Source organism: Parageobacillus sp. NEAU-HV-2, assembly GCF_059115485.1.
Window position 1 is genome coordinate 171,580 of sequence record NZ_JBXUJJ010000008.1, and the last position, 14,359, is coordinate 185,938.

Sequence of the window (14,359 nt, forward strand, 5' to 3'; positions counted from 1 at the left end):
TTTACGTTAATTTTCCGCATCAGAGCGCTGCATATTGGTTCCGAACACACTTCTCGTTTGGTTATTTCCATTGTTTGCTCCATTATTATTTGTTGACGGCGGTGTAGTTGGCACCGTGCCACCATTATTGTTACCGCCATTGTTACCATTATTGTTGCCGTTATTGTTTCCACCATTGTTACCGCCGTTGTTGCCGCCATTATTGCCATTATTGTTGCCACCGTTGTTATTGTTGTTAGGATTTTGATCGGTGCCGTTATTGTTTTCATTCGGCTGCTGTTGACCATTTCCGTTTTGATTTGTCCCATCCGTAGGAGAAGTGCCATTTCCCCATTGTTCATTTTGTTCTCCACCTGGAACCTGCACGCTTGTTATCGCCGGCTTGCTTGTCAATTCCTCTTCTTTAACGTAGACAGCAATCGTATATACAGCACCTGGAGTTGGGTTAGCGAACGCAATCGTTTCATCTTTCGTCGTCATGACATTCGTTGCGCCTTGGTCGGTTTTAATGTGCACTTCAAAAAAGGTGTTGTCATGTTTATCACTGTATTTCCACGAAACGGAAATGGCATTTGTTCCTTGGTCGTATGTTGCCTGCAAATCCGTCACGGACGGCAACGTTTCTGGTTCATCTTTCGCCACTTCAGTCGGTTCCGTACCACGGACGAAGCATTCGTATATAACTTCGCTTGACGGCGTGTATTTGCTTGCCAATTTCGGCGGGTTTGTACCTTTTTTAACCGCCAGTTTCACCACGCTATTTGGCATTTTAAAGTCGCTGCCGCCGTCATCGACATGAGAAATGACTTGTTTAAACAGCAGTTTTGAAATGCGCTGTTCCCATGGTGATAAATCGGCGGTGCTACTTCGTTTGCTAAAGCCGGTCCATACAGCGGCTGTATAGTTTGGCGTGTAGCCGACAAACCAGCTGTCCGGCACGGCGCGATCCGAGAGGCCGTATTGTCTTGCCACTTCAGCCGGATAGTTGGTCGTTCCCGTTTTGCCGGCAATATGGAGTCCCGGGACGTTAGCCGCCGTTCCTGTTCCATATTGGACGACCGATTTTAGCATATCGGTAATCATGTAAGCCGTATAATCTTTCATTACCTGCTTTGGCTTCGGTTTTAAGGTCATTTCCGTGCCGTCCGGGAAGACGATTTTTGTGACGGCATGCGGTTTAATGTAAACACCGTTATTGCCAAAAGCGCTGTATGCCCCAGCCATTTGCAGCGGGGAAACGCGGTTTTCGAGGCCGCCGATGGCATACGCTTCTTCGACTTTGTCAAAGCCCATGCCGAGTCGGTTGGCGAATTCTAGCGCACGTTCTTTGCCAACGGCTTGGAGCGCTTTTAAAGCTGGAATGTTGCGCGATAGTGCCAACGCATAGCGCATCGTAATCGGTCCTAAGTATCTTCTGTCGGCGTTGCGAATCGGTCGCCCGTTCGAGTAAGTGTATGGTTCGTCGACAATTTGATGAGCGGTCGACCATTTTAAATATTCAATGGCCGGGCCGTAATCCAAAATCGGCTTAATGGACGATCCAGGCTGGCCGACTGGTTGAATAGCATAGTTAAACCCAAACTTCACGTTTTCCCGATGGCGTCCGCCGCCGAGCGCGCGAATTTCTCCTGTCTTTGTATCTATTAGGGCAATGCCTGACTGCAAATCTTTTTTATTAGTAAATAGCGTATCTGAATTTAATAGCTCTTCTACATGTTTTTGCGCATCTTGATCTAATGTTGTATAAATTTTTAGTCCGTCTTCAAAGACGTTGACGTTCGCTTGATCGGTGACTTCCTTGATCACTTCATCGATAAATGCGTCGTACGGAACGGAATTTTGATGCTTTTTCCGTTCAACCAGCATCGATTTAATCGGAACTTGTTTTGCTTTTTCTGCCTCTTCTTTTGTGATAAAGCCATGTTTTGCCATAAGCGACAGCACGACATCGCGGCGTTTTTTCGCTGCTTCCGGATGATCATACGGGTTGTAGTTGTTTGGACTTTGCGGCATCCCGGCGAGCAGCGCCGCTTCTGGAAGAGTCAAATCTTTTAAATTGGTTTTCCCGAAATAATATTCTGCCGCTCTAGCGACACCATAAATGTTGTCGGAATAATAAATTTTGTTTAAATACATTTCTAAAATTTCATGCTTCGAATATTTTTGCTCCAAACGCAGCGAAAGCCAAAGCTCTTGTGCTTTTCGTTTTAACGTTTTTTCTGGCGACAGAAAAGTAAGTTTCACGACCTGTTGGGTAATCGTGCTCCCACCTTCTGCGCCAAAACCTTCTTTGATGTTGGCGACAACCGCTCCGCCAAGCCGGATCAAGTCGACGCCGTGATGCTCGTAAAAACGCGCGTCTTCTGTGGCCAACACAGCTTCTTCTAACACTTTTGGAATGTCTTTATAAGAAATATATGTGCGTTTATAGCCGCCAAGTTCTGCCACTTTATGACCGTCCATGTCATAGACAGTGGACGACATCGGATCTTTAATTTTCGCTTCATCAAGCGGCGGCGCATCTTTCAGAAAATAGGCAAATGTAGCAATTCCGCTAACCATTCCTACCATCATCAACAGCAAAACAGCAATAATTAATTTTTTAAAAAGCGATCCGCCCTTTTGCTTTTTCGCTTTCTTTGGTTTTGTCTGCTTTGCAGCTTGTTTTCGTTCCACACGAGAACGATATTCACCAGACATAAGCGAATCCTGCCTTTCTTAGGAATTTTGCGTCGGTTCATCAATGAGAAAAGTAAACTTTTTCTAATACACTAATATAATCAATTCTCGGTTGGTAGCCAAGTGTAATGTAATGGCCATACTGTTCGATGTCTCGTTTCGGAATCGATTTTCTTCCGCCCGCCTGCTGTTTTTGCCAGTAAGCAATTAAATGATGCGCATCGAGAAGATACACTTCATTCAGTGTGGTAAACCGTAAAATAACAAAGCAAATTCCGCCGTGCTGCATCACTTGCTCCATATGATGAATTTGGTGTTCATGAAAATTTTTTAATGGAAACGATGTTTTATTCTTCGTTTCTTTTGCTTCAAAGTCAATATATTTGCCGCGGTATACGCCGTTGTAGTCGGTGGTGGAAGCTTGTTTAAAATACGCTTCTTTAATCACGGCGGCGCTTCGTTTCGGATAGTCGACATGAACGATTTGTATCGGTGTCGGCTTTTTATGAATGACAGCGATCCCTTGTTCCCGATAATATTCATTCGTTGCGTTCAAATCTTCTTCGAGCGTCATCCCCCGATTTCCGTAATGGGCTTGAAAGGGACGGACGGATTTCTTCGTTTCGTTTGTCCCATATATCCTTCCGCCAGGATATTTGAACACCATCACCCTCATCTCCTTTGAATGTTTTTTATTATACCACAGGAGAGCGCAAAAAGGGTGTATTCGAGAAATATCGAAATTATCTCTCTACATACAACATTACGCAAATGATCGTTTTTCTTGACCGTATGCTGCAAAGCGGATATGTCGAATTTGTTCGAAGTTACGATGTTTGCTACTTTCTTTGCCGAAATAATTCTAGTTTTGTCATATAGGCAGGGAGCGGGCGTTCCATCGCGAATTGATTATCATCATGCATGAAGAATGGGGGAGACAAGAAATGAGCAAGCGGTTCGTCAAAAAAGAGGAAGTGGAAAGACAGCTGCAGGAAATTTTTCAATTGATCCAGCAGGTGGATGAAAAAATGGAAGAAGTGATCGCCGAAGTGATTGAGGAACGATACGAACAAAGCAAAATGCAGCTTGACCAATTACAGGAACAGCTGACCAATGTCGAGCGCCAGCTGCATCGTGCCGATGCGGGGCACGAACCGGAACTTCCGCTTCCCTCGAATTTGTACTTTGTGTAAATTATTTCACACAGGCGCAAATGGTATGGTATAGTGAAAGTGTACGCTTGGAGGGAAATGGACGTGGAAAGACCATTAAAAATGCTAACGGAGCAATTGTTGGACTATAATCAAAAAATATTAGAAATTTCCCGGCAGGCTCATGAACGGAAACAGGAGCCTGACTTTTTTGCGGAGGTAAAGCCGTTTGCTGATCAAGTAAAACAAGCATTGGATGAATGGAAAGAAATGGCGATTTCATGGATAAAAAAAGCGCAGCCGAAGCATATTCATGAGATCCAAATCGAAACTGTGGGAGAAAATATCGAAAAAATAAGTGTAGAAGCGTTTTACCCATCCGCTTCCGAGCGGCGCATCAAACAATTTTGCCGGTCGGTAGAATATACGCTGTCGCTTTTATTGGAGCGTTTGGAACAAGAGTGCCACAATCGGCAATAATGATTGAAAAAGCTGTCTCCTGTATGAAAGAAGACAGCTTTCACTGTTATAAATCTTTTTCCACTTTCACGGAAACAGGACCTCTGTTTTCCGTGGCAACGGTGTTAATTTCGTATTCGACGCGTTCTGTATGCTTTGACGGAACATTGTTTCCATGCTTCGGTTTTTCGTGATCATGGCCTTTTAACTTATGTTGAAAATGAACGCCTCGACCCATGGCAAACACCCCCTTGATATTACTTTGGGGTAAGCAGCCGCCAAATATGCAAAAAAAAGAGGGGAAAAGCACCCCTTCCATTATCAGCCAACATATTCGCCTTTATAGTCCGGTTTATCAGCGCCGGCAAGTTCGAGCTCGCGGGCAAGGTCGCGGTACTGAGCGATGGTGATTTCCCCGCGCAAATACATGTGGCGCGCGAAATCGAGTAACTCATTCACATGAGCTGGTTCGTAGTTTTTTACAGCAATAAATTTGTTTTTTAATTCCGCCATGTTCATCCTGCTTTCCCCCTTCCCCTTTTATAACATAGTACCACGAAAGTACAAGAGAACAATGAATTCGGAAAATTAAAACTTCCGACAATTGCTGACATGTCCTTTTCTCACGTTTCTCCGCTTTTATACATATACTAATGGCAGCCTAGAGGATGGAGGAGAAGCGTATGTATAGGTATCCGCGCCCGTTTTCTACACCGTTTTCTGCTCCTGCGCCATATCACCATGTATGGCATCCGTATCAGCCATATTCCCATGCTCCATCGCTGCCAATCCATTGGCCCGTCCCGCACCAAGGATATCCCGCTGCCGCTTCGTATCCAACGCCATACCCAAAACCAGGCCCGTTGTTGGCAGCGCAGCCGCCTGGTATTCAATCATTAATGGCGCATTTTAAAAAACCAGACGGCACATACGATATCAATAAAATGATGAACACGATAGGGCAAATGGTGAACACTGTCAACCAAGTAAACGGAGTGCTGAAAGGATTAATTAGCACCTTTAAAAAATAATCAACTCCTCCGCCCCTGTCCGGAGGAGTTTGCTTTTTAAATTAGCAGTTCATACACTTCATTCAGCTGATATACCCGCTCAAAATCGCGTTCATCCATCGCGTAGCGGATTTCATGAGGCAAAATGCGGTCTAAAAACGCGCTTTCTTCTTCCGAAAGGTCGCGAACAAATTCCCCTTCGCTTTTATACGTTTTGCTCAGCAGCTTTTTATAAATGCGCCGAGGGGTGTCATCGTGATATTCCAAATAGTTGGATAAAATTTCCCGTAAATACGCCAGCGTCTTCTCCATTACGTTACCTCCCCTTTGAAAAACGCTTCGAACGTTTTGGTGACGTTTTTCTTTCCTTGCGCGTAAGGGTTTTCTTCTGTCACGTGTTTCGGATCCAAATTCGTTTTAATCACTAACATCGGTTCGTCAGATGGCTCATTAATAAGCCGGTCTGCTAATTGCTTAAAATTGGGCAGATTTTTCATGATTCGCCACCTCCTATAAGTAGAGTGGGTTAAGCAAAACAAAAGTATGTATAGCGCAAGAAGCGGTTAATGAAGCAGAAAACGGCATAAGCTAACAAAGAACCATTCGTTTAGGAGGTGAAGATGGTGACGAACCGGAATGACAATCGCGAACGGAAAAATAAATATCCACATAACCGGGAAGAAATTGCAAAAGAATGGGATATCCAGAAGGATCCAACACCAGAAAACAACAATAAATATGGAAGCAAGTCGCATAAAAATTAGACATAGAAAAAAGGGATGCCCGTTTGTTTCGGGCAAGCCCTCTTCTTTTATCTTTTTTGCCGAGAAGACCCCCACCTCTAAGCGGAGCGTAGGCGGGGGATGAATCGGCGTTTTTTGTTTTTTAGTCATCGTAATAGTTGAAAAACATTCTTCTTCTGTCATAAAATATAAACAAATATACCGAACTTATGTTCTGTTAGAGGTGGTGAAAAGATGAAAAAAGCGTATTTTTCAAGAAGATTGTATAAATCCGAAATAGATATTCTTCATGTGACGGAAACATCTTATGCATTAGAGTTATTTAATCAAGCGAAACGTTTCGCTTTTCAAACGCTGGTCCGGGAAAAGCGATGGAGACGAAATTTACATCAAGAAAGTCTGCATATCGTTGTGAAGAAAAAATACGGACTGAATGACTATTTTGCCAACAGTGCCGTTCGAGAAGCCAATGCTCTTTTCTCTTCTCTAATGGAATTAAATAAAATGCACCTTCAACAGACAGAAGAAAAAATAAAAGATGTGAAGAAAAAACTAAAAACAGAACGAACCAAATTGACGAAATTATGCAAAATCAAAGAAAGTTGTATCAAAGGAAACTTACGTTTTCCGAAAAATACAAACTTTGTTTTGCATAAGAGCGGAATCATTTCTTTAGGATTAAAAGACCGTTCTTTCATTTGGAGGAACACATATCTTTTTGAACATTGCTATCTCGATGTAGAAATCAAACGAACCAAAGCCAAAATCGGTCGTTTAACACATCGTTTGGATCGATTAGAACAAAAGAAAACCAAATTAAAAGAACATATTCCAAGTGCTGTTTTTGGCGGTAAAAAACTATTCAAACAACAATTTACGAAAGAAGAATTTATAAAGGACCACGAAGCTTGGAGAAAGCTCTTTTTAGCTGCCCGAAATAAAGCAATGATCATCTCCGGGCGGAAAGATGCCGGTTCTGGAAACTTTGTGTTTCACTATAATCCAATTACAAAAGAACTTCATATGAACTCGATAACAGGAAAAGTAGTTACCTTTCCGGGAGTAATATTCCCTTACGGCCAAGAAATGGTGGATAAAACAGTGACAGATCAAATCCAATGTAAAAACAAAAAAGAATACGGAAAACCAATCTCTTGGTCCGTGGAAGATCATGGGGGATACTATATCATCAAATGTTTGGTGGATGTGGAATCGAATCCATATATTCATTTTTCTACCTCTGACGGAGTGATCGGAGTAGATTGCAACTACCATCACATCGCTTGGACAAATGTTTCGAAAGATGGTAACTTTTTGGAAAGTGGAAAATTAACGTTTTCGATAGAAGGGAAAACTTCTGGTCAGATTACGAAAATCATGGAAGCAGAAGCCATTGCTTTAGTGGATATTGCGGTTCGAAAGAAAAAACCTATTGTTTTGGAAAAGTTGGATACCACCTTATCCAAAACAGGGAATCGATACGGCAACAAGAAAGTAAATCGGATGAAGAGTATGTTCGCGTATCGGAAAATGATACAAGCAATCAAAAGCCGTGCCGATAAAATGGGAGTTGCTGTGATAGAAGTGAATCCGGCTTTTACTTCTGTCTCTGGGAAACTGAAATATATGCGCAAATTCGGTATCTCTATCCACCAAGCAGCTGCATTTACGATTGGCCGTCGAGGATTAGGATATAAAGAAAAAGCTCCAAAGGTGCTTAAAAAGTATGTCCCGAAAGATGTTTCTCACCATTGGAAGCATTGGTCTATTTTAGATAAAAAGTTTTCTGTTCGTACACATACGCTGTACCATCTTTTTAACGTGGACCAACCACACCAAGGAATAGATGTATTTCATCCATCCATGTTAGAAGAAGAAAAACGGCAACTAATAAAAACTTTGGCATAACAACAATTAATATAAAAATGTTGTTCATTCAAGAGCGCATTGTACCAGTATCTTACTCTCGTCACCGGAGCAGATGGCGATTCTAGGAGCTGGGTGCATTGCAATGCGTTCTTTGGATGCCATACGAATGAAAGATGGTGTACCTTCTATATGTGCTTTCATAGGCATATAGCTGGTCGTCCCGAAAGGACACTTCGGACATCTCGTATGGCTACTCCTCTCGTTGAACGGAGGGGGTTCTTGGAACCTTTGAGCAACTACGGCCAGAGGAAACAAGAATCCCCCACTTCCACCGGCATGAGCCGGTAAGTGGGGGGTAGTTCAATCAATCTCGATGAATTTCCGTTTTTGCGGCAGGCGAATGACGAGCTTTCCATTTTGGAAAGACGCTTTAACATCTTTTTCGCTCACCGGGTAAGGCAGTGGAATCGTGCGGGAAATATGCTTTTGCATTTTCCGCTTTTGGTATACATGCCCCTTTTCATCCATTGATTCGACTGTTTCATGATGATGGATGATCAGCTGCAAATAATCGTCCATAAATTGCAGTTCGATTTGGTTTCGTTTTACGTTCGGGAGATAAGCAATAATCGTATATTCCTCTTTTGTTTCGTGGACATCGATCGGGATATAGGCGTGGGAAAGCATTTGCTGGAAATATTCATCCATCGTTTCCATCATTTTTTTTAGCGGTCGTTCATCTAAAAATTGATCGAACATTTTCCACAAATTTGCAAGCGGATTCTCATTTCCTCCATGTTTCATCGGCGGTTGAAAATGTTCGCTCATTTTCCTGCAGCTCTCCTTTCGGTCATTTCTTAGTTTTAAATGTATGTAACGAAATGGAAAAAGTCACTGTTATTTTTTTAGGAATTTTTAATGTGTTTTTAACACGGTGGAAATATAATGACACTACTAAATAGCAAACTGTTTTGCTGGCCCTTGCGATAAAAAGCTGCCAGCAAACTAAAGGGGGAAGGAGCAATGCATATTTTTCACTGGTTTGTTACCCTGCTTTTCTCGGGAACAGCTGTCTCGCTTCTCTCTTACCAGGTAGTCGAAATTGTCCAAGCGATTATTGACTTTCTAGTCGATCGTCATTCGTGAAGCGAACCAATTGTTTTCCGTTGCTGATCGCATCCGGCGATTGGCTTTTCTTTTGATATGATATAACTAAGAGGGATATGCAACAACCAAACAAGCGAGGGGAAAAAGATGAATAACCGCATTTTAGTTATCGAAGATGAAGCGAATTTAGCGCGATTTATTGAGCTTGATTTATCCCATGAAGGATATGAAGTACAGGTGAGCCATGACGGCAGAGAGGGACTGGAGTTGGCACTTTCTGAAGAGTGGGATTTAATTTTATTAGATGTCATGCTTCCGAGTTTAAACGGCATGGAAGTGTGCCGGCGCATCCGTGCGGTCAAACAGACTCCGATTATTATGATTACGGCAAGAGACAGCGTCTTTGACCGTGTCATGGGGTTGGATAACGGGGCGGATGACTATATAGTGAAGCCGTTTGCAATCGAGGAGTTGCTTGCTCGTATCCGCGCTCTATTTCGCCGCGTTCATCCGACCACCGAAGAGCATGTGCTAACGTTTAAAGATATAACCGTCGATTTGAACGCCCGTACGGTGAAAAAAGGCGACCGCTTCATTGAATTAACGAAACGCGAATATGATTTATTAGTCACGTTTTTGCAAAATATAAATATTGTGCTTACCCGTGATACACTGCTTAACAAAGTATGGGGATTTGATACGGAAGTCGAAACGAATGTGGTTGATGTATATGTCCGTTATTTGCGCCATAAGCTTGATGAAAACGATAAAGAGCGGTATATCCAAACGGTGCGGGGCGCTGGGTATGTGATGCGGTCATGAAACTTTTTCGGCTTGAAAACGTCTCATTAAAATGGAAGCTTACTTTTCTTTCCGCGGTGGCGATTTTTATTACTTATTTTATTTTTACCTTTTTGCAATACCATATTGTGAAACAGTGGCTGCTGAACGAAGAAGAAAAAGCAATGAAACAGATCATTGAAGAAATTGAAACCTATTACGGGGAAAAACGTAATATATCATGGAAAGATATTCGCCAAAGCCAGCCGTTGTTGGAAAAATTAAATGAAAAATATCAATTGATTCGCGTGCTTGACCGCAAAGGAAACGTCGTTGTCTCGGTTTCCGACGGCGCTTCGGTTTCCTTGGCGCCAAGCGCTGCTCCAAAAGAACTGCAAATGGACTATCATTTTATCAACAACGAACGGTTTATTATGCTACGCGAACCTTTGCATGTCGGAGCAATACACGGAACGATCGAAATAGCGCGCCGTCTTGTAAAATTTCAGCACATGACCAATACACTGTTTTTCATTATGACGGCTCTCGGCGTCGCGGCCATGATTACGAGCGCCTTTATCGGCCGGCTTGTTGCGCAAAATTTTGTCGGGCGTCTGAAAGCGTTGACGAAAACGATGGTGGATATTAAAAACAAAGGAATTCAAAAGCGCATCGATGTTCCGGCTTCCCATGATGAAATGTCGGAATTAATGATGATGTTTAATCAAATGATGGACGAAATTGAACGCTCGTTTGACCAGCAAAAACAATTTGTCGAAGATGCTTCTCATGAGCTGCGCACGCCGATCGCCATTTTAGAAGGCCATCTTTCGTTATTGCAACGGTGGGGAAAACATAATCCCGCCATTTTGGAAGAATCGCTGCAGGCGGCCATACAGGAAACGGGGCGTTTGAAAAAACTAGTGCTGGAGCTTTTAGATTTGTCGCGCGCTGAGGCGATTAACGTTCCAAACGATATTGTGTCGATTGATCCACAACAAGCGGTTGAACAAGTCGTGAAAAACTTCCGCGTTTTGCATCCGGATTTTCAGTTTACTATCGACAATTCAGCAACACAAACAGCGCGCATTCGCATGACGAAATACCATTTTGAACAATTGCTGTTAATTTTGCTTGATAATGCAGTAAAATATTCTCAACAGGCTAAACAGGTGACGATTTTGATAAAGGAAGAAAAACGGTTTGTGACGATTGCCGTCAAAGACTATGGCATCGGAATCCCAAAAGCGGAATTAGAAAAAGTATTTTTGCGCTTTTATCGCGTTGATAAGGCGCGCAGCCGCGAAAAGGGAGGTGTCGGCCTTGGTTTGGCTATTGCCAAGGAAATCATCGATAAATATGATGGACAAATTGCGATAGATAGCGAAGTAGGCAAAGGGACAACGGTTGAACTGGCAATCCCGAAAGCAGAGTAGAGAAAGGGGAAAGACGATGGAACATCTTCACGAAGGAACGGCGATGCAGAAAAAAAATATTCAGTACGTGGTTGAAAAATTTCGCAAACGCGGCGTGAAAATCGCCACTTGCAAGCCGCGGATTATGATGTCATTATCTTGCTTAGAGGAGACGGGAAAAAACAGAGCTTAAAAAGGGAGAGAAACAATGGATATTCACTGTCAGAAGATCATCCCGGCGCTGAAAACGATGAAAGATTTTGAAAAGTTTTTAAATAGCCGCTATACGTATGGGGTGCTGTTAGAAGTGCATATTTCCCAATTGAAGAGCGTGTTCCATTACGCGCGCCAGCAAGGCAAACAATTGATTATTCACACTGATTTGATTCACGGACTAAGCCATGACGAGTATGCGGCCGAATATTTATGCCAGGAGTTTCATCCGTATGGGCTGATCTCCACAAAGGGAAATGTCATCATAAAGACAAAGCAAAAAAAGGTGCTGGCGATTCAGCGCATTTTTTTGCTTGATTCACATGCGCTTGAAAAAAGTTACCAGCTGATTGAAAAAACGCAACCCGACTGCATTGAAGTAATCCCAGGAGCAATGCCCCATATGATCCACGAAGTAAAGGAACGGACGGGAAAACCGATTTATGCCGGCGGATTGATCCGCACTGTAGAGGAAGTCGAGCGCGCCCTTGCAGCGGGAGCGGTTGCGGTGACTACTTCCAATAAAGAGTTGTGGAAACATTATGAAGATCGTTAATGTTGAAGGACAAGCCGTGCGAGCAGGAAATGGTTCTTGCCTAAGAAACTTTCCGCATTTCACTAGCCAAACAAGCCGCTTTTCGCTATAATAAAAGTAAGTTAATAATCAGTCAGGAGACAAGGAGAGACCATGCATGCATGGTAGGCGAAAGCTTATCGTGTTTGCGATGGTCTCTTTTTGTCTTTTTATAAAAGGAGGAGTTTTTCATGACAGCGACACCCTTTTCGAGCAAACAGCGGCGCGAGCGTTTAGAAGAAATGTGCAAGCAGCATTACGATGTTTTAGTGGTAGGTGGAGGAATTACCGGATGCGGCATTGCGCTAGATGCCGTCACGCGCGGCATGAAAACGGCACTAGTGGAAATGCAAGATTTTGCGGCGGGGACGTCGAGCCGTTCGACGAAGCTTGTTCATGGAGGGCTTCGGTATTTGAAGCAATTGGAAGTGAAAATGGTCGCCGAAGTCGGCAGAGAGCGGGCGATCGTCTATGAAAACGGGCCGCACGTAACGACGCCGGAGTGGATGCTTTTGCCGATTCATAAAGGTGGAACGTTTGGCAAATGGAGTACGTCGATCGGTCTTTGGGTGTACGATCATTTAGCCGGGGTGAAACGAAGCGAGCGGCGCAAGATGTTAAGCGCCAAAGAGACGCTGCAAAAAGAGCCGCTATTGAAACGGGAAGGATTGCGTGGCGGCGGCTATTACGTCGAATACCGCACCGACGATGCCCGCTTGACGATGGAAGTGATCAAAAAAGCGGTGGAATTGGGGGCCGATGCCGTCAACTATGCAAAAGTGGAACAATTTCTGTACAATGAAAGCGGCAAAATCATTGGCGCCCGCTGCCGCGATCAGCTTAGCGGCCAAACGTATGAAATCCGCGCGAAAAAAGTGATCAACGCCGCTGGGCCGTGGGTCGACACGCTGCGTGAAAAAGACCATTCAAAAACGGGAAAACGATTGCAGCTGACAAAAGGCGTTCATATCGTCATCGACCAAAAACGGTTTCCATTAAAGCAAGCGATTTATTTTGATACACCGGACGGCCGCATGGTATTCGCGATTCCGCGCGACGGGAAAACGTACGTCGGCACGACCGATACGTTTTACAATGAAGATATTGCCAACCCGACGATGACAGAAGAAGACCGTGACTATTTACTGCGCGCGATTCACTATATGTTCCCGTCCGTCCACATCACTGCCACTGATGTGGAATCAAGCTGGGCGGGAGTCCGGCCGCTCATCTACGAAGAAGGAAAAGATCCGTCGGAAATTTCCCGCAAAGATGAAATTTGGCAATCGCCGACAGGATTAATTACAATCGCCGGCGGAAAACTAACCGGATACCGGAAAATGGCGGAAACGGTTGTCGACTTAGTGGCAAAACTATTGGCGGAAGAAGAAGGAAGAACGTTCCGTCCATGCCAAACGAAACATTTGCCGATCTCCGGCGGGGATGTCGGCGGCTCACAGCAATTGCCGGCTTTTATCGCGAAAAAAGCCGAAGAAGCGGTGCGCTACGGGTTCACGAAAGAAGAGGGAGAACGTTTAGCAAAAATATACGGCACCAACGTCGATCAATTATTCGAACTAAGCAAACAATACGATACTTCCTGCGGCCTTTCCCGCGAGCAATTTGTCCGTCTTTTATACGCTATCGATTACGAAATGGCGGCAAAGCCGATTGACTACTTTATCCGCCGCACCGGCGCGCTCTTGTTTGACATCGCTTCCGTCCGCCGTCAGAAAGACCGTGTCATTGCGTTTATGGCAAACTATTTGCAATGGACCAAAGAGCAAACGGCGGCTTATTCAAAGGAACTGGAAAAAGCGCTAAGGGAGGCTGTCGTTCCATGTGGAAGTAGTAACAAATAAGAACTAAAAAGAAGGAAAAGAAAACATTGATTTATGTTGATTCGATTAAAAAATCCCTTGTATTTGGAGCATCCCGCAATAATTACAGTTTTACTTCAGTGGGAACTTCAGGCAAGGGATTAATTTTTTTCGCTATTTCTATATGATTTTATTAATTTTTCTAAGTTTATGAGCATTTTGTTTAAAAATGTAAAATAGAAGTGGCGCACAAAATGATAGAAATAATCAAAATATTAAGATATTATATTGAATCTATTTAGTGTTTATGGTACTATCATAACAAAAAAGTTTACTAAAAATTTAGTTAAAAGCCGCTTAAACAGAGAGAAATTCCGATGAAAGTGGTGATTCCAACAAGTCTCATGATCCTTTTAAATAAAAAGCGATACCGCTTTCAAACTGTTTTTAAGGAGGTGATAAAATAAGCGGAGCAAAATAAAAAAAGGTTAAGCTATGATGCTTAACCAAATGCACAAAAAACCATTATATATTTTATC

18 protein-coding genes are annotated in these 14,359 nt (G+C 43.3%); 11 read left to right on the forward strand and 7 right to left on the reverse strand.

Translation table 11 applies throughout. The annotated features are described in order from the left end of the window. Window positions 1-6 precede the first annotated feature (6 nt). Window positions 7-2,700: a transglycosylase domain-containing protein gene (locus tag AC1WMD_RS14005; protein WP_494257647.1), complete on the reverse strand. Its 2,694-nt coding sequence runs from the start codon at window positions 2,698-2,700 to the stop codon at window positions 7-9. A 40-nt stretch (window positions 2,701-2,740) separates the two neighbouring features. Further along, the gene (gene recU / locus AC1WMD_RS14010) at window positions 2,741-3,346 is read right to left on the reverse strand and encodes a Holliday junction resolvase RecU (protein WP_494257648.1); all 606 of its coding nucleotides are present in this window, start codon (window positions 3,344-3,346) and stop codon (window positions 2,741-2,743) included. 277 nt (window positions 3,347-3,623) lie between these two features. Between recU and AC1WMD_RS14015 the strand changes: the two genes are divergently transcribed. Continuing rightward, on the forward strand, window positions 3,624-3,872 hold the full coding sequence (locus AC1WMD_RS14015; protein WP_494257650.1) for a hypothetical protein: 249 nt from the start codon (window positions 3,624-3,626) through the stop codon (window positions 3,870-3,872). A 57-nt stretch (window positions 3,873-3,929) separates the two neighbouring features. Further along, window positions 3,930-4,310, forward strand: a complete 381-nt coding sequence (locus AC1WMD_RS14020; protein ID WP_494257652.1) for a YppE family protein — start codon at window positions 3,930-3,932, stop codon at window positions 4,308-4,310. A gap of 46 nt (window positions 4,311-4,356) precedes the next feature. Here the strand turns inward: AC1WMD_RS14020 and AC1WMD_RS14025 are convergent, their stop codons facing one another. Together AC1WMD_RS14025 and AC1WMD_RS14030 are read right to left on the reverse strand one after the other, a co-directional pair. Beyond that, window positions 4,357-4,527: a hypothetical protein gene (locus tag AC1WMD_RS14025; protein ID WP_494257654.1), complete on the reverse strand. Its 171-nt coding sequence runs from the start codon at window positions 4,525-4,527 to the stop codon at window positions 4,357-4,359. A gap of 83 nt (window positions 4,528-4,610) precedes the next feature. After that, window positions 4,611-4,808, reverse strand: coding sequence for a YppF family protein (locus AC1WMD_RS14030; RefSeq protein WP_043905223.1), 198 nt, complete (start codon window positions 4,806-4,808; stop codon window positions 4,611-4,613). 164 nt (window positions 4,809-4,972) lie between these two features. On the opposite strand from AC1WMD_RS14030, the gene AC1WMD_RS14035 reads away from it, so the two are divergent. Beyond that, window positions 4,973-5,320 carry a YppG family protein gene (locus tag AC1WMD_RS14035; protein WP_494257655.1) on the forward strand — a complete coding sequence of 116 codons (348 nt, stop codon included), beginning with the start codon at window positions 4,973-4,975 and terminating at the stop codon, window positions 5,318-5,320. Window positions 5,321-5,356: 36 nt separating this feature from the next. On the opposite strand, the gene AC1WMD_RS14040 is transcribed toward AC1WMD_RS14035, so the two are convergent. Both AC1WMD_RS14040 and AC1WMD_RS14045 read right to left on the reverse strand, forming a co-directional pair. Further along, complete coding sequence (locus tag AC1WMD_RS14040; RefSeq protein ID WP_043905221.1) at window positions 5,357-5,611, reverse strand: sigma-G-dependent sporulation-specific acid-soluble spore protein CsgA; 255 nt, start codon at window positions 5,609-5,611, stop codon at window positions 5,357-5,359. Then, a complete protein-coding gene (locus AC1WMD_RS14045; protein ID WP_494257657.1) occupies window positions 5,611-5,796 on the reverse strand; it encodes a hypothetical protein in 186 nt (61 codons plus the stop codon). Before AC1WMD_RS14045 ends, AC1WMD_RS14040 begins: the two co-directional genes overlap by 1 nt. Before the next feature lie 123 nt (window positions 5,797-5,919). Between AC1WMD_RS14045 and AC1WMD_RS14050 the strand changes: the two genes are divergently transcribed. Further along, the gene (locus AC1WMD_RS14050; protein WP_494257692.1) at window positions 5,920-6,063 is read left to right on the forward strand and encodes a hypothetical protein; all 144 of its coding nucleotides are present in this window, start codon (window positions 5,920-5,922) and stop codon (window positions 6,061-6,063) included. Between the two features lie 213 nt (window positions 6,064-6,276). Next, window positions 6,277-7,950, forward strand: a complete 1,674-nt coding sequence (locus AC1WMD_RS14055; RefSeq protein ID WP_494257658.1) for an IS200/IS605 family accessory protein TnpB-related protein — start codon at window positions 6,277-6,279, stop codon at window positions 7,948-7,950. Between the two features lie 321 nt (window positions 7,951-8,271). On the opposite strand, the gene AC1WMD_RS14060 is transcribed toward AC1WMD_RS14055, so the two are convergent. Beyond that, window positions 8,272-8,739, reverse strand: a complete 468-nt coding sequence (locus AC1WMD_RS14060) for an Hsp20/alpha crystallin family protein (protein ID WP_043905218.1) — start codon at window positions 8,737-8,739, stop codon at window positions 8,272-8,274. A gap of 195 nt (window positions 8,740-8,934) precedes the next feature. Here AC1WMD_RS14060 and AC1WMD_RS14065 point away from each other — a divergent pair, with 195 nt between their 5' ends. The 6 genes from AC1WMD_RS14065 to AC1WMD_RS14090 all read left to right on the forward strand — a co-directional run bounded on the left by AC1WMD_RS14065 (window position 8,935) and on the right by AC1WMD_RS14090 (window position 13,862). Continuing rightward, window positions 8,935-9,057, forward strand: a complete 123-nt coding sequence (locus AC1WMD_RS14065) for a hypothetical protein (protein ID WP_260676073.1) — start codon at window positions 8,935-8,937, stop codon at window positions 9,055-9,057. 108 nt (window positions 9,058-9,165) lie between these two features. Beyond that, window positions 9,166-9,840 carry a response regulator transcription factor gene (locus tag AC1WMD_RS14070; protein WP_043905217.1) on the forward strand — a complete coding sequence of 225 codons (675 nt, stop codon included), beginning with the start codon at window positions 9,166-9,168 and terminating at the stop codon, window positions 9,838-9,840. Further along, complete coding sequence (locus AC1WMD_RS14075) at window positions 9,837-11,234, forward strand: HAMP domain-containing sensor histidine kinase (RefSeq protein WP_494257661.1); 1,398 nt, start codon at window positions 9,837-9,839, stop codon at window positions 11,232-11,234. The genes AC1WMD_RS14070 and AC1WMD_RS14075 overlap by 4 nt, the downstream gene beginning before the upstream one ends. A 16-nt stretch (window positions 11,235-11,250) precedes the next feature. Further along, window positions 11,251-11,406, forward strand: coding sequence for a hypothetical protein (locus AC1WMD_RS14080; protein WP_186003860.1), 156 nt, complete (start codon window positions 11,251-11,253; stop codon window positions 11,404-11,406). A 15-nt stretch (window positions 11,407-11,421) separates the two neighbouring features. Next, the gene (locus tag AC1WMD_RS14085) at window positions 11,422-11,982 is read left to right on the forward strand and encodes a glycerol-3-phosphate responsive antiterminator (RefSeq protein ID WP_043905215.1); all 561 of its coding nucleotides are present in this window, start codon (window positions 11,422-11,424) and stop codon (window positions 11,980-11,982) included. A 209-nt stretch (window positions 11,983-12,191) separates the two neighbouring features. Continuing rightward, entirely contained in the window at window positions 12,192-13,862 is a 1,671-nt protein-coding gene (locus AC1WMD_RS14090) for a glycerol-3-phosphate dehydrogenase/oxidase (RefSeq protein WP_494257663.1), read from the forward strand. Window positions 13,863-14,359 lie beyond the last annotated feature (497 nt).